This window comes from Empedobacter sedimenti (assembly GCF_030005555.1).
GTDB classification, from domain to species: domain Bacteria; phylum Bacteroidota; class Bacteroidia; order Flavobacteriales; family Weeksellaceae; genus Empedobacter; species Empedobacter sedimenti.
In genome coordinates this window covers 108,179-123,839 of record NZ_JASCQG010000011.1, presented here as the reverse complement: position 1 = coordinate 123,839, position 15,661 = coordinate 108,179, and the positions used below count along the sequence as shown (strand labels likewise).

14 protein-coding genes are annotated in these 15,661 nt (G+C 33.4%); all 14 read right to left on the bottom strand.

The window, feature by feature from the left end; translation table 11 throughout:
• Nucleotides 1-11: 11 nt before the first annotated feature.
• On the bottom strand, nt 12-299 hold the full coding sequence (locus QHG34_RS11525; RefSeq protein WP_282630356.1) for a hypothetical protein: 288 nt from the start codon (nt 297-299) through the stop codon (nt 12-14).
• 84 nt (nt 300-383) lie between these two features.
• Nucleotides 384-983: a DUF2931 family protein gene (locus QHG34_RS11520; RefSeq protein ID WP_282630354.1), complete on the bottom strand. Its 600-nt coding sequence runs from the start codon at nt 981-983 to the stop codon at nt 384-386.
• Nucleotides 984-1,067: 84 nt separating this feature from the next.
• Nucleotides 1,068-2,033, bottom strand: coding sequence for a DUF2931 family protein (locus tag QHG34_RS11515; RefSeq protein WP_282630353.1), 966 nt, complete (start codon nt 2,031-2,033; stop codon nt 1,068-1,070).
• Nucleotides 2,034-2,110: 77 nt separating this feature from the next.
• Nucleotides 2,111-3,781, bottom strand: coding sequence for a phospholipase effector Tle1 domain-containing protein (locus QHG34_RS11510; protein ID WP_282630352.1), 1,671 nt, complete (start codon nt 3,779-3,781; stop codon nt 2,111-2,113).
• Nucleotides 3,782-3,784: 3 nt separating this feature from the next.
• Nucleotides 3,785-5,722 (bottom strand): type VI secretion system Vgr family protein, encoded by a 1,938-nt coding sequence (locus QHG34_RS11505; RefSeq protein ID WP_282630351.1) that lies wholly within the window; start codon nt 5,720-5,722, stop codon nt 3,785-3,787.
• 159 nt (nt 5,723-5,881) lie between these two features.
• Nucleotides 5,882-6,289 (bottom strand): type VI secretion system tube protein TssD, encoded by a 408-nt coding sequence (gene tssD, locus QHG34_RS11500; protein WP_282630350.1) that lies wholly within the window; start codon nt 6,287-6,289, stop codon nt 5,882-5,884.
• Nucleotides 6,290-6,567: 278 nt separating this feature from the next.
• Nucleotides 6,568-7,098, bottom strand: coding sequence for a septal ring lytic transglycosylase RlpA family protein (locus QHG34_RS11495; RefSeq protein ID WP_282630349.1), 531 nt, complete (start codon nt 7,096-7,098; stop codon nt 6,568-6,570).
• A gap of 322 nt (nt 7,099-7,420) precedes the next feature.
• A complete protein-coding gene (locus tag QHG34_RS11490) occupies nt 7,421-7,876 on the bottom strand; it encodes a GatB/YqeY domain-containing protein (RefSeq protein WP_282630348.1) in 456 nt (151 codons plus the stop codon).
• Between the two features lie 100 nt (nt 7,877-7,976).
• Nucleotides 7,977-9,803 (bottom strand): cell division protein FtsZ, encoded by a 1,827-nt coding sequence (ftsZ, locus tag QHG34_RS11485; protein ID WP_282630391.1) that lies wholly within the window; start codon nt 9,801-9,803, stop codon nt 7,977-7,979.
• 57 nt (nt 9,804-9,860) lie between these two features.
• Nucleotides 9,861-11,309 carry a cell division protein FtsA gene (gene ftsA / locus QHG34_RS11480; RefSeq protein WP_282630347.1) on the bottom strand — a complete coding sequence of 483 codons (1,449 nt, stop codon included), beginning with the start codon at nt 11,307-11,309 and terminating at the stop codon, nt 9,861-9,863.
• Nucleotides 11,296-12,027, bottom strand: a complete 732-nt coding sequence (locus QHG34_RS11475; protein ID WP_282630346.1) for a cell division protein FtsQ/DivIB — start codon at nt 12,025-12,027, stop codon at nt 11,296-11,298. The genes ftsA and QHG34_RS11475 overlap by 14 nt, the downstream gene beginning before the upstream one ends.
• 1 nt (nt 12,028) lies before the next feature.
• On the bottom strand, nt 12,029-13,369 hold the full coding sequence (gene murC, locus QHG34_RS11470) for a UDP-N-acetylmuramate--L-alanine ligase (RefSeq protein WP_282630344.1): 1,341 nt from the start codon (nt 13,367-13,369) through the stop codon (nt 12,029-12,031).
• Nucleotides 13,369-14,475, bottom strand: a complete 1,107-nt coding sequence (gene murG / locus QHG34_RS11465) for an undecaprenyldiphospho-muramoylpentapeptide beta-N-acetylglucosaminyltransferase (RefSeq protein WP_282630343.1) — start codon at nt 14,473-14,475, stop codon at nt 13,369-13,371. Before murG ends, murC begins: the two co-directional genes overlap by 1 nt.
• Nucleotides 14,447-15,646: an FtsW/RodA/SpoVE family cell cycle protein gene (locus QHG34_RS11460; RefSeq protein ID WP_282630342.1), complete on the bottom strand. Its 1,200-nt coding sequence runs from the start codon at nt 15,644-15,646 to the stop codon at nt 14,447-14,449. The genes murG and QHG34_RS11460 overlap by 29 nt, the downstream gene beginning before the upstream one ends.
• Nucleotides 15,647-15,661: the final 15 nt, after the last annotated feature.

Sequence of the window (15,661 nt, the reverse complement as noted above, 5' to 3'; positions counted from 1 at the left end):
TCGTCGCCAAATTATTTATAAGAGTCTTTAAATCTTCTAGTATTCTTAAACAATCTCTTACTTTTTACTTCTAAAGGTTCTCCGTTCAAGAATATTTCGTAATCAGAATTATCGGGTGCGACTTTAAATTCCATTTTGGCATTTGAACCTGCTTTCTTAAAAGCCTCACTCATTTGATCAAAATCAAAAAATACGCGTCCTTCATATTGTTCACCTTTACCAGTTGTAAAATAAAATGTTAATTCTCTTGGTACAGCACGTTCGCGCATATTGCTTCCTTTTAACCAAGAAAATAACACCTTTTCTCGTTCGCCATTATAATACTTATTTGTAGTAAAACCTAAGAAACGAAAATCTTTGTGAGTTGAAGTTGCAATGGGTTCCTAAGTATATTTTTGGCGATAAGAAAGCCAAAGATCAGGTGAAGCATCTGCTATAAACTGAGAAGCTTTTACTTCTTTTCTGTTCATACTCCATGTTTTAAAAAGTTTTTCTTCGTATTCTTTATCATTTATAACGACTTCTGCTTGATATTGTCCTATTTCTATCTGTTGTATACCAAAACGTAACCAAACAACGACTACTCCTTTTGGAGCAAAACCAAAAACTAAATCAGACATCTTTCGATAATTATTACATTTTGCTTCTTCTTCCAATACATCTACATATTCTTTTCCTTTGTAACAAGATTCATCATCAGAATTAGCATAAGCTCTACGTGTTAATTCCGTCACTCTTTCGATAGGGAAATCAGCTTTCAAATGATAGAAGGTATCCTCATAATTAGAAAAATAAACAATATCTGCGCCTATTGGTGTTCCTACACGTTCTGTAAACATTTTACCAGACATTCCCCAACTTCCAGAACTATTACCATAGGGTAAACTAGCATTGGTGTCTTCTAACGTAATAATTTTATCTACTACAGGATCAATTGTATATTTATTATCTGGATGTGAAATTTCTATGTTATAAACAGGCATATAGGTTCTTTTTTTTTCTTGACAACTTACCAATTGAAAGATTAGAATAGAAAACAAAAAATAAACACAGCGGCACATAGTAAATTATTTATAAGAGTCTTTAAAAATCATATCATTCTTAAACAATCTCTTACTTTTTACTTCAAGAGGTTCACCGTTCAGAAATATTTCGTAATCAGAATTATCGGGTGCGACTTTAAATTCCATTTTAGCATTTGGACCTGCTTTCTTAAAAGCCCCACTCATTTGATCAAAATCAAAAAACACGCGTCCTTCATACTGTTCGTTTTTAGCTGTTGTAAAATAAAATGTCAATTCTCTTGGTACAGCGCGTTCGCGCATATTATTTCCTGACAACCAAGGTTGGAACATCATTTCTCGTTCTCCATTGTAATATCTATTTATAACTCCTAAAAATCGAAAATCTTTGTTGGGTGATGTTGCAATAGGTTGCCAACTGTATTTTTTACGATAATTTAACCACAATTCTGGTGAAGCATCTGGTATAAATTGAGCTTCTTTTACTTCTTGCCTGTTCATACTCCATGTTTTGAAAAGCTTTTCCTCATATTGTTTATCATCTTTAACAACTTCTGCTTGATATTGACCTATTTCTATTTGTTGTACACCATAGCGTATCCAAACTACAACAATACCTTTTGGTGCAAAACCAAAGACTAAATCAGACATTTCATAATATCCATCAAACTCTTCTTTATCATCTAATGTAATGTATTCTTTTCCTTTAAAATTTTCTTCGTCATCATCATCTGCATAAGCTCTTTGTGCCATGTCTTTCATTAACTCTACAGGGAAATTTGCTTTTAAATGATAAAAAGTATCTTCAGCGGTAGAAAAATAAACAATATCAGCGCCTATCGGTGTACCATATTGTTCAGTAAAAGTTTTTCCTGAATATCCCCACTCACCCGAGCTACTCCCGTATGGTAGACTGGCATTAGTACCTTCTAATGTGATGATTTTATCTTCTACAGGTTCAATTCTATATTTTTTATCAGGGTGTGAAATTTCAACGTTATAAACAGGCATATTTGTTTTTTTTGTTTGACAACTTACCAATTGAAAAATTGATAAGATGAAAAGTAAATATATTTTTTTTATCATAATTATCCTTGTAATATGTAACGTTTTCGTTTATCAAAAGAGGTTACCTCATCCGTATTAGGTCCCATTCCTATTTTATCAGAAACAGACCAATGCAAATATTTGTTTCTTAGGTTCTTTAAGACATCTATCGGGAGGTCACTTAGATACGAAATTTGTTTTATGTCTTTTATATATTGTGCTGTATTAACCGTATTACCAGAATTATACTCTTTTACATATTTTTCTCTTATTTGATTGCATTTGTTCATATAAAATGCCAAATGGGTGTAAACTGTTTTTATTTCTTCATTATTTATTTTTTCTTTATTAGTTAGAATAACATCGTCATATATTACTTCAAATTGCTTGGAATAATGAAACATTTGCTGAAGAGGTATTTTATCGTATTGGTTAGATAATTTTCGTGTACCTCTTAGTTCATAGGTATCCATTTTTTTTAAGATCATTTTTTCTAATAAATTTACTTCTAATTCACCTTTAGTATACCACCCTTCATCTTCTAGTATTTTTTTAAATTTCTCACATTCGCTTTTGTATCCTTTATAAATCTGTCGATCTTCTCTTTCTCCATCAATGTAAGAACCTCCAATATCCGAATGTACACCTGGTAAGGTAAATTCTAATCCATTAAGGCCTGTACTATTGATATTTGTTAAACTAAAATTTTCTCGAAACTCATCATCAGAAGCAATCTGCAATGTAAAATAAGCTTGTTTTATGGCATCTAAGTTTAACTGTTTTGCATCATCATCTACAATATCAACTCCCAAAATTGAGGTACCTCTGTGATTTAGACCAAAAGATGCAACAGTATCATACAAACCAACAAAATTGAAAACTATTTTTTTTATTGAGACATCTTCTTTTATTAAACATGCACCGAAATAACCATAAGCGTCTAAAATAGCTTGTTGTTCTTCTGAAAGATTATTTAATTGAATTATTAATTTAGGTGCTTTTTCTTTAGTAGATATATCATAATAAGCAGGAGGATATACTGTTATACTACCATTGTTTTTGTAAATATATGGGGTAGCGGATAATACAACGTGAACAAAATGCCGAGCAGCTGTAGCCCCTCTACTAAAGCCATATACATTAATTTTTAGGACATTAATTTTTCTTTTCTCAAATTTTCTCTTCAATGTCCTAGCACTTTCAATACATCCCTTGGTTACTTTAGCTTGTACACCTCTATCTCCTTCACCTAGTCCACCACCAATATTATTCGGAACCGCAGAAATAAAAGGCATTGTATCACTTTTACCATCTACTGTTCCTATACCTTCTATATATACAACCGCTTGTTTATCAGCATTGGGATCTATGGCATCGTAACCTCTCGCAATATTTGTAAAATCGTTCATATAACTATCATCATCTTTATTTGATTTTTTGTTATACTCTGTATTATTTGTCAAACGAGATTCAGTATTGGTTTTGTTATTTGAAGTACCATCAAAAAATACATTAAGACTGACATCTATTGTATCATTGGGAGTATCATTTTCATCAATTGTATCTGGATTAGAATAAATAACACCAGTATTCACTCCCTTTTGTTGAACTTCTTGGGTTGAATTATTAACAATATTATCTTTAGAAAATGTTTTATAATCTCCTTTAATATCATATTTCACTTTACCTTCTACAAAATATTGTATACTCATACACTAATAATTTTTAGATTTCTCTCCACTATTATTCTGTACTTCTTTTTCAGAATGTTGTGCAACAATTCCTTGGCTACTTACTTCAACTCCTTGTAAAGTTGTTAACTTATGTTGTTTTTCCCCATAAGTTTCCATATCACCTTTCACATAATGTGTTAATGAACCTGTAACGTTTGTGAAGAAATTTCCAACTACACCTACATTTTTTAATGCTCCTACATTTTCAGTATAATTTAAGGTTACAGATTCCGTCTTGTTCATTCCAATAGTTGTAGACTGATTCATTCCTACATTTGTTGTCATATTTTGTCCGACGGATATATTAAGATTAGCACCTGCGTTAAAATTAATATCATTAGGCGCAGTCACAGTGATATTTCCAGCTCCATCCATAAACCAAGTATTTCCACTTGGATCTAAAATAGTCACACTTTTTTCGTTGTCATTCATCAAAACTTTGATACCGCTTTTCGTTTGGATAGAACGCATATGGTTATTCGCACCACCACCTAATCCGACTTGACCGTGGAACATTCCGCCCATCACAAAAGGTCTGTCAGGATGATTGTGTACAAAACCAACCATCACTTGATCGCCAACTTCTGGAATGGCAACATAACCTCTGTTTTGAGTCACTTGATCTGTTCCTCCAGCGTCTGGCGACATCATTCTTATAAAGTTTGTTGTATCATGTAATTGCCAATCAAATTTCACCGTAACTCGTCCTTGTCCTTTTGGGTCTCTGTTCGAAATTACCGTGGCGATTTGTGGTTGTGCAATAGGGGTTTTGAATTTAGGTTTTGGTAAAAACCCGGTGTCCGAAGCTATCGCTGTAAATCGTCCCGAATAATGCCCCAATGTATCTACATCGTGCTCTACATCCGTAATCATCAAGCGTGTAAAGTATGATGTTTGATTGCTATCTGGTTTTCTCATTTCGAGATCGACCACACATCCAGGGTATAAAAATGGAATAGTTGTTGAGCCATTTACTGTAAAAACTTCAACTCCATTAAAACCTGCTTCACTCTGTTGCGAATTCACCACATCCAAGTCTGTATTGGCTTTGATTGGTGCAACTTGTAAAGCTTTTGTTTTATAAATCGTTTGGTTATTTTGGTAAGACGTTTTCGCTAAATCTCCTCGGTGTTTAAGCGGTGTTTCGCCAGAAGTCAACTTAGCATTATCGCTACTATTGTAACCATAAAACTCTGGTTTTGTATGAACTGCCTTTAATTCTATATTGACATCGTTCACATTTCGTCCATAAACCAATTTAATTGGCTTGTTTTGAGCTGGTAATTTCCCAAAATGCAACACCTCTCCATCGTAATAAAATTGTTCGCCATAAGCCGTCGCCATTCTCGCCAAATAATTGTAATGCGTCTCGTTATATTGCGTGCTGTACAAAATATCCGAAGCGTCATTGGCATCAACTCTGACATCAAATTTGGTTTCGCCCAAACCTTCTTTTATCAGCTGATTTGCGATAATACTCATGTTCACCGATTTTTCGCCACCAAAACTTTGCGTATGTGGAGCGCCATCCAGCAAAATAGTTGGACTAAAACCTGAAAGTACAATATTGCCAAGATTTCCACTTTCTTGCAAAAATCCGACTTTGGTAATCACGCCAACAAACGTTCTTTCCGGACTATCTTCAATATCCTTATAACGCAAAACAACAGTCAAACGTTTTCCTAAAAATTTATTCGAAGATTCTAGTGTGTGATTTTCAGCATTTCCGAGTGTATCATGATCCAAAATAAGTTCGAAATCGTGATGTTTAGACGTATGTTGATTTAATTTGAAGTGTTTATAATGCGAAATTATTTGACCATCAATCACTAAAGTTAATTTAGCTAAACGATTGATACCAAAAACTTCGCTCGCTTGTATCGACAATGCGCTATTGTCGGGCTTATAATTTGTAGTCATAGGTTAGTAGTTTGTAGTGTTTATAAATTTACATTAAATTGTTGTAATCTAATCTATTTGGCAACTAAAATTCATAAAAAAACTCCTGATGCTCGCTAAAAAAGCATCTGCATCAAGAGTTTTATGATAGGTTAAAGGTTCGTTAAATGTATACTTTGATTATCTAGCAGTTGGCCAAACACCGTCGTAAGCAGCTGTTCCGTAATCAATTTTTTCTGCACTCACTACAAATGAAATTAACATGTTGTTGTCGTTTAATGCGTCAAACTCTAATTCGTGTTGAATAACGTAACCGTTTTCCCACTTCAAGTTGATTAAAACACCTTCTTCGTGCGCTTTGTTGAATGTAATATCACCAACAGTTGGTTTGTATTTTCCGTTTAATAAACTTTCTAAAATCGTAGAACTTTCAGTTGCTTCGATTGTAACTTTGATTAAAGCGTTAGATGGATCTGATGCAACACGTCCTGAAACGTCTGTTGTTCTAGAAACTTGATAATTTAATTTGATGATTTTTTGATCTTCACCTCCGTTGAACTTTAAAAGTCCTCTTGAATTACTTGCCATAGTTGTAAATTTTAAGATTGATTATTTTTAATTCTTTTCTACTGCTAAATTATAAGAGAGAATTTTAATTATTCATTTTTAACCATTTACAATCGAATATGTAGTAGTTCTACGATACTTGCATAACATAGTAGCCCTGTTTAAAGAAAAAAGTAAAGTTTAGTGAATTTTTATACAATAAATAATAGTGATTATTTTATTTGTTTGAGACAAATTACTTAAAACAAAAAAAGGTTTAAGAACTTAATCTTAAACCTTTTTGACTTTTTCCGAACATTTTAGTCTTTCTTGTCTTCGCTTTTGATAATTTCGTATTCAACTTGCATCACACCTGTATTTGTGTGACCAATTTCGCTGAATGCAGCTTGACTTAAGTCTAAAACTCTAGATTTAGCGTATGGACCTCTGTCGTTGATTTCTACAACCACAGATTTACCATTTCTGATATTCGTAACTTTTACTTTCGTACCAAATGGTAAAGACTTATGGGCAGCAGTTAGTTCGTGTTTGTCATACCTTTCACCACTTGCTGTCTTGCGTCCGTGGAATTTGTCTCCATACCAAGAGACAACTCCTGTTGAGATCTTAGAAGCTGTGCGCTCCATAATTTCATCAACCATTTTTTCATTTTCAATTGATAGTGTATCTTTTTTAATTGTATCACCATCAACTTCATTACTAAATCTTTTCTCCGATACTGGCATGATAGTTGAACCATCTTTTCCAGAATCCTTAAAAATTTTACCATCAGCATTTGCTATTGGAAAAATCATTAACATTGCAATAAACGCCGTAATGCTTTTCGTCATCCTTTAGATATTTCTGATTATGTGGCAAATTTAAGGCTATCTACCTCGGGTTATTTAGAATAATTCTACCTAAATGATTTTCAATCTATTTATCGTTTCAACACACCAATTTCAGTAGCTTATAGCGATTTGTTAATTAATTGTTAAAATAAAGTCAATTTATTAATTTTTTTGTGAAATATTCATTTAAATCGGATATATAATTTAAAATCATTATTTTAACTGTTTTAAAAATATTTAGATTATTATTCAAATAAGAAATAAAAAAGGTAAAACTATATAAGTTTTACCTTTTCTTAATTTTTAAATAACTAAAAATCAATTATAAGCTTGCTAAAATATCTTTCACTTTAGCCGAAATTAACTTTCCTTCAGCTTTACCAGCTAATTTGGAAGAAGCAGCTCCCATTACTTTTCCCATATCCTTAGGAGAAGTAGCACCTACTTCTGCAACAATTTCTTTAATTGCCTCTGTTAACTCTTCATCGGTTAATTGTGCAGGTAAAAATTGTTGAATAACTTCTGCTTGCGCTAATTCTTTTTCTGCTAATTCTGGACGTGCATTTGCTTCAAATTGTTCAGCAGCCTCTTTACGTTGCTTTACTAACTTTTGTAATAATGCAATTTCTTGATCTTCTGATAATTCTCCATTAGCACTTCCTGATGTTTTTGCTAATAATAATTCTGATTTTACAGCTCTTAAAGCTTCTAAAGCAATTGTATTTTTGGCTTTCATAGCCTCTTTCAATTGCCCCATTATTTGAGTTTCTAAATTCATAATTTGAACTTTTGGTTCTACAAATTTAAGACAAAAAAAGGCTCATCGCAAAAGCAATGAACCTTTTCTATAATAAGAATATAATTACGAGTGATTACAATTAATCTACATTATCATGTAAAAAATTGTTTGGACGAATTTGCGTATCGTTGTTACGATTTGTACCTACAGAAAAATCTGAGTTTTGATTATCGTTACGATCAGCTAAATTAAGTCCTTGACGTTTGTAAGCAGGAATTGCTTCATATTCGTCAACTTGAGAATTAGTCATCGTGTTATTGAATTTAAAATTAAATTGTTTTAGACGATTTCTTCTTTCCTCAATAACATTATTTAAATCTGCATCTATAGATTGTTGAATTGGTTGACTAAATGGATCTACCGCTACTTCTACTGATTGAGCTTGAGGCTCAATTGCATTTGTATATTGAGATGATTGAGTAGGCTCAATATTAAACGTTTCTGCTTTTGGAGCTTGATAACCTGAATAATTATTCTGAGGATAATTAGATTGCTCAGAAGCTACAGGATTTGAATACGAATTATATGATTGATTATTCGTTGGAGCATTATTTGTTGGCTCTTGCGGACGATTAAAATCAGATTTTAGTCGAGGTTCAAAATCATCATACGAACGTTTTTCTTGTATTGGCTCATCATCAATATCATCTAAAACATAACGTTTTGGCGCATTATTTTCTTCAAAAGTTTGCTCTGGCGTATGATTAAAACTTTGATTAATATCAGCTTGACGATAATTATTTTGAGGAGCTTCTGGTGTTTGATTTTGCTGTTGTACTGAATCCGGAGTTGAATTAGAACGTCCAAAATCTAACGTCATTGGCTTAACACGATTAACAAATGGTTGATCTACTGATAACGTCTTGTTAATTGGTTGTTCTTCCTCTAATGTATGAACAATTTTTTGTTCTTCTCTTCCTGTGTAAGCTTGATCTTCTGTAGGAAATCCTGTTGCAACAACAGTTACAGAAATTTCGTCTCCAAGATCTAACTCTTCACCAATACCCATGATAATATTTGCACTATTACCAGCTTCTTGTTGAATGTAGTCATTGATTACTCCAATCTCATCCATTGTAATTTCGTTATTACCTGATAAAATCAATAATAAGACATTACGCGCTCCTGTAATTTTGTTATTGTTTAATAATGGAGAATCTAATGCAGAAGAAATGGCATCTTTTGCTTTATTCTCTCCAGAACCTCTTGCCGATCCCATGATTGCTGTACCAGAATTTTTAAGTACTGTACGTGCATCACGTAAATCGATATTCATAGCATAGTGTTGTGTAATAACTTCTGCAATACCTTTGGCAGCTGTAGTTAAAACCTCATCAGCCTTAGAAAAACCGTTTTTGAAACCTAAATTTCCGTATAATTCACGTAATTTATCATTATTGATAACAATTAATGAATCTACATTTTGTCTTAATTTTTCGATACCTTTTTCAGCTTGTTCTAACCTCATTCTTCCTTCGAAAAAGAATGGCGCTGTAACAATACCTACTGTTAAAATATCCATATCTTTTGCTATACCAGCAATTACTGGCGCAGCACCTGTTCCTGTACCACCACCCATTCCGGCAGTAATAAAAACCATTTTGGTACCTTCGTCTAAGACAGAGCGTACTTCTTCCATACTCTCAATAGCAGCTTGCTCACCAACTTCTGGGTTTGCTCCTGCTCCTAATCCTTCAGTAATAGCTTGTCCTAACTGAATTCTAGTTGGTACTGGGCTATTAGCTAAAGCTTGTGAATCTGTATTACAAATCACGAATTCTACACCCGCGATTCCTTGTTCAAACATGTAGTTTACAGCATTGCTACCTCCACCACCTACACCGATCACTTTGATCGCTTGAGATCTACTTTTCGGTAAGTTGAACACAATATCTCCTGTTAACATATCACTCATATTCTTCTTATTAAATTGGTTCGTAATTTATTCTATTTTCTATTCTTATTATTCTGTTTCGTTGATCATTTGAATGAACTTATCTGTCCATTTTGAAAAGAAGTTTTTCTTCTCTGGTTTAGTTTTACCTTCTTTTTTATCTCCAATTTCTTCACCTAAAAATTCATCAACAATTTCTTCTCTTTTAGGTCTTTCTATTGGTTTTTCTTCTTCAATTACTTCTTCTGTTACAACTTTTGTTTGAATTGGACGAATTCCTATTTCAATATCAGATTGATTATTTAAATTTGTAATAACTGGTTTCTCGAAAATTTCGCGATGATAATTCGCTTCCAATTCCTCAAGACCTTTCATTAATAATCCAACTGATGTTGCATATTCTGGACCAGAAATTTCTTCTGCTTTTGCACCTACAATGTGTTCGTTAGAATATCCGATGCGTACATCCATTCCTGTTACATATTCTGTTAATTGACGAATATGTTTCAGTTTAGATCCACCACCAGTTAATACAATTCCGGCTATCAATTTCTTATTCTGATCTTCGCAACCGTAATTTTTTAATTCTAAATAAACTTGTTCAAGGATTTCCTGTACACGTGCGTGAATAATTTGAGATAATCTTTTTAGAGAAATCTCTTTTGCTTCGCGACCTTTTAATCCTGGAATAGAAACAATTTCTGATTCTTTATTTTCTCCTGGCCAAGCTGAACCAAATTTTTCTTTTAATGCTTCTGCTTGTTTACCAATAATTGAACATCCAACTTTGATATCATCCGTAATGACATTTCCTCCGAAAGGAATTACAGATGTATGACGTATAATATTATCTTTAAAAATTGCAATATCTGTTGTACCACCACCTATATCAATTAATGCAACTCCAGCTTCTTTTTCTTCTTCGCTAAGCGCTGCACTTGATGATGCAATTGGTTCTAAAGTAATGCTGGCCAAACGTAAACCTGCAGCTTTAACACAACGTGCAATATTTCGGATAGAAGAAACTTGTCCAACAACAACATGGAAGTTAGCCTCTAAACGGCTTCCGTACATACCAATTGGCTCGCGAATTTCTCCTTCGTTATCTACTTTAAAATCTTGTGGAAGAACATGGATAATCTCTTCTCCTGGTAACATAACCAACTTATATACCTGGTTTGTTAACAATTTTAGATCATTATCATCAATTACATCTTCCGAATTTGTACGTGTAATGTAATCACTATGTTGTAAACTGCGAATGTGTTGACCTGCAATACCTACAGTTACATCAGTAATTTTAACTCCTGACGCGCGTTCTGCTTTATCGATTGCTTCTTTTATCGAATTAATTGTTTGTGTAATATTATTTACAACTCCTCTGTGCACACCCAAGCTTTTCGCTTGTCCATGTCCAAGGATTTCGATTTTACCATTTTCATTCTTTCGGCCGACAAGCGCTACAATCTTAGTAGTCCCTATGTCTAGACCAACTGCAATGTTACTATTGTTTTCCATTTTTTATACGTTTGGTTGCTACAACTTGATTCACAAATTTTAAGCTTAATTTTTCATAATCCTCTGTTCCAATAAAATCAATGTACTGATTATAAAATAACTTCAGATTATGTATTTTTTGTTCAAAATTATTGAGTGTTCCTAATTCGATATAATAATTTCCTGTGTTTACAATTAAATTATATGAACGTTGTCCCACTTTCTGAACTGCAATAATATGATTTTTCAATAAATCATCCGCTTCTAAAGCCTGAACAAATTTACTCAAATCCTCATATTCATTAGGCTTTACATCACCCGAAACTAATATTACATTTGCCGAACTTAATTTTGAAAGAGGCATTTTTTCTCCTTTTTCTGTCAAATAAAATTCATTTTTCGGTGCACTAATTCGGGCAACTGCCTTATTCGCTTTTATGTCAAGTCGTAAGTGTCCGTTGATATCTTTACTTACTTGTACCGAATCAACAAATGGACTTTTTCTTACTTTTTCTTCTACTTTTTTGACATCAACTTCTCTCAACTTTTGTTTCAAAATATCTTTATCATCACGATTAATCAAATCTCTAATTGATTCTTCGTTGATAAAATAATTGTCAACAGGCTGAACAAAAGCCACATCCAATTTTTTCACTGTACGCGAAGCATTATGAATTGTCGTAAAACTAATCAGTCCGATTAGCAACGCAACTCCAAAAATCACTTTTATGATTTTCAATTTACGCTTCACTTAACCATTCTTTTAATGGTTTAACAATTGTATCAATATTGCCTGCACCAACAGTCAATAACACATCAAAATCTTGTTTTTTGATGTTTGCCAAACTATCTTCTAATGAAGATACCATTTTTTCATTTAAATTTACCTTTTCTAGCAACCAATTTGAGGTAATTCCTTCGATTGGTAACTCTCTGGCAGGATAAATGTCTAATAAAATCAAACTATCTAACTGCGATAAACTTTGTCCAAATTCTTCTGCGAAATCTCTTGTACGTGTAAATAAGTGAGGTTGAAATACTCCTAACACTTTTTTACCCGGGTAAAGTTCACGAACTGAACGAATTGCTGCATTCAATTCTGTTGGGTGATGTGCATAATCGTCAATGTAAATTTTTCCATTTGCTTCAAAACGATTAAAACGTCTTTTTACACCAATAAAACTAGATAAAGCTTCTTTAATCTTATTATGCGGAACACCCATATAATCTGCTACAGCCAAAGCTGCAACGGCATTTTCCATATTATGATGTCCAGGTAATAAAATTCCGACATCTTTCAACGATCCATTTGGCGTTTTTACATCAAACACGTAATGTCCGTCAATAATTCTTACATTATGAGCATCGTAATCTGCGTCTAAATCTACTCCATATGTAAATGCATTATCAAAAGGCAAACCTTTGTGAACAAATAATTTTTCTTCTACAATTGCTGCAAACTCTTGAAACGATTTTTTCACTTCATCACGTTCTCCATAAATATCCAAATGATCTGCATCATCACTCGTAATAATTGCTAATTTTGGAGAAAGGCGTAAGAAAGAACGATCAAACTCATCGGCTTCTGCAACTGTATATTTAGAACCATTTAAGATGATATTAGAATCGTAATTCTCCGCAATACCACCTAAAAAAGCTGTACATTCTACATTCGCAACTTTTAGGATATGTCCTAAAATAGACGAAGTCGTTGTTTTTCCGTGCGTTCCCGCAACACCAATATTATATGTATGTTTGGTAATTTCACCTAACACTTCTGAACGCTTCATGACTTTAAAATCATTCACTAAAAAATAATTTAGTTCTGAATGATCTTTTGGTACCGCTGGCGTATAAATTACCAACGTATTTTCTGGATTAATCCCTGCTGGAATTAACTCGATGTTATCTTCGAAATGAATATCAATTCCTTCAGCAATCAATTCAGTTGTTAGCTCGGTTTGTGTTTTGTCATAACCAGCAACTTCTTTTCCGATTGACTTGAAGAAACGTTCCAAAGCACTCATTCCGATTCCTCCTGCACCGATGAAATAATAATATGTTTTATCTAAAATATTCATTATAATAAATTCAATAATATATCTACAATCTCTTTTGTTGCGTTCGGTTTCCCTAATTGCTTAATGTTTTGAGATAATTTATTTTTTAATTCTTCATTGTTCGCCAAAGCAATTACTTCTTTGACTAAAATTTGTTTTGCATCTGCATCTTTAACCATAATCGCTGCATCTTTCTCAACCAATGCTTGTGCATTTTTAGTTTGATGATCTTCTGCCGCTGTTGGCAATGGAAGCAAAATTGTTGCTTTTCCAACAATACACAATTCCGAAATCGCCATTGCTCCTGCGCGAGAAACAATCATATCCGAAGCTGCATATGCGTCTTTCATGTTATAAATAAATTCGGTAACATGAATTGTTGGATATTTATCGCCAACCAAATTTTTGATTTTTTGATAATCTAACTTTCCTGTTTGCCAAATCAACTGAACACCACTTGCAACAAATTCGTCAAGGTTTTCTAACCAAGCGTTATTCATTGCTCTTGATCCTTGTGAGCCACCAACTGATAAAATTGTTGGTTTTTCTGGATCTAATCCAAAAGCTGAAATTGCTTCTGCTTTTGATGGTAAATTTTGAAAAATCTCAGCACGAATAGGATTCCCTGTGTAATGCACTTTTTCTTGTGGGAACTGTGAAATTCCTTCGTAAGCTGTACAAATTGCACTGGCTTTATTTTTCAAAATTTTATTGGTAACTCCTGGAAACGAATTTTGTTCTTGTAATAAAATCGGAACATTTCTACTTCCTGCTACCCACAACATTGGTCCACTTGCATAACCTCCTGTACCAACAGCTAAATCTGGCTGAAAATCTTTGTAGATTTTTTTTGCAAGACTTAAACTTTTTATCAATTTGAAAGGGAACTTTAAATTCGCTTTCATGTTACTTCTATCAAATCCAGAAATTGGTAAACCTTTTATGTCATACCCAACTTTTGGCACTTTTTCCATTTCCATTCTTCCTTCTGCTCCTACGAACAAAATTTGCGCATCTGGCAAACGTCTTTTAATTTCGTCTGCTATTGCAATGGCTGGATAAATATGTCCACCTGTTCCTCCGCCGCTTATTAAAACTTTAGGCGATGTCTTCGATGTATTCTTCACTTAATACTTTTCTATCTTGTTCTAATTCTTCTTTCGATTTAATTTGAGTACTCACACTCAAAATAATTCCGAACGAAATACATGTCATCCAAATGGATGTTCCTCCGTAACTAATCATTGGTAATGGTTGTCCCGTTACTGGAATTAAATTAACCGCTACCGCCATATTTACCATGGCTTGTATAATAATCGGTAAGCCAACTGCAAACACAAGTAACGTACCAAAAACAGTATGAATTTTAGATGCGATGATACAAATTCTAATTAATATTAATAAGAAGGTCGCTAGCAATAAAATAGCGCCAATTGCACCATACTCTTCTACAATAATTGCGAAAATAAAATCGGATGATGACTGAGGTAAAGTTTGTTTAAAAACACTTTTTCCTGGTCCTGCCATTTCATTCAATCCTCTTGCAATTGCAGCTTTTGCGTGTAATACTTGATAACTTTCTAATCCAGAATCATCATTAAATTTCTCAATACGTGACATCCATGTATGCACACGAGAGTTTGTTACTAAATCTGGTCGAGATAAAGCCATCCATACAAATCCACCGCCAAGAACTAATCCTACAGCAGCAATTGTAAATAAATACTTGAATGGAAAACCTCCAATAATTAACAGTATTCCACACATTCCTGCTAACATCAACGCTGTTGAACCATTAGAAGGAAAGATTAACCCTACAATTACAATTATTGGCAAAAACAACGGAAGTGCTGTATTTTTCCAAGTATATTCTTTGTCTCTATTCTTTGTTAAATAACGAGCTATATAAACTAATAATGCTTGAGATGCAATCATCGATGGTTGAATACCAATACCAGTTCCCGGGATCGTTAACCAACGTGCAGCATTTGCACCACCAATTGTTTGTCCTTGTACGAGGGTAATTGCTAAAACTCCTGAAAGTATAACAACAGCCGTCAAAGCAAACAATCCAAACCATCTATAATCTATACGCTGTAGTCCGTAAATAATTAATAAACCAATTAGTAAAATAACTGCATGTTTACCTAAATGCCCAAAAATAGTACCCGATCCTACCGTATACACCAAGTTTGAACTTGCTGAATAAACAGGTAAAAACGAAAATAGTGCTAACAATAAAATGAAAGCCCAAAGCGGTTTATCGCCTTTAAAATATTTTTGTACGATGTTAGACATTGGTTGGTTGTGTTA

Bases quoted from the DNA above. Each gene is read 5' to 3' on its own strand.
- QHG34_RS11520 (WP_282630354.1), bottom strand. From the start codon at position 983: ATGCCTGTTTATAACATAGAAATTTCACATCCAGATAATAAATATACA.
- QHG34_RS11460 (WP_282630342.1), bottom strand. From the start codon at position 15,646: ATGTCTAACATCGTACAAAAATATTTTAAAGGCGATAAACCGCTTTGG.
- QHG34_RS11515 (WP_282630353.1), bottom strand. From the start codon at position 2,033: ATGCCTGTTTATAACGTTGAAATTTCACACCCTGATAAAAAATATAGA.
- QHG34_RS11495 (WP_282630349.1), bottom strand. From the start codon at position 7,098: ATGACGAAAAGCATTACGGCGTTTATTGCAATGTTAATGATTTTTCCA.
- ftsA (WP_282630347.1), bottom strand. From the start codon at position 11,309: ATGGAAAACAATAGTAACATTGCAGTTGGTCTAGACATAGGGACTACT.
- murC (WP_282630344.1), bottom strand. From the start codon at position 13,369: ATGAATATTTTAGATAAAACATATTATTATTTCATCGGTGCAGGAGGA.
- QHG34_RS11490 (WP_282630348.1), bottom strand. From the start codon at position 7,876: ATGAATTTAGAAACTCAAATAATGGGGCAATTGAAAGAGGCTATGAAA.
- QHG34_RS11510 (WP_282630352.1), bottom strand. From the start codon at position 3,781: ATGAGTATACAATATTTTGTAGAAGGTAAAGTGAAATATGATATTAAA.
- QHG34_RS11505 (WP_282630351.1), bottom strand. From the start codon at position 5,722: ATGACTACAAATTATAAGCCCGACAATAGCGCATTGTCGATACAAGCG.
- ftsZ (WP_282630391.1), bottom strand. From the start codon at position 9,803: ATGTTAACAGGAGATATTGTGTTCAACTTACCGAAAAGTAGATCTCAA.
- tssD (WP_282630350.1), bottom strand. From the start codon at position 6,289: ATGGCAAGTAATTCAAGAGGACTTTTAAAGTTCAACGGAGGTGAAGAT.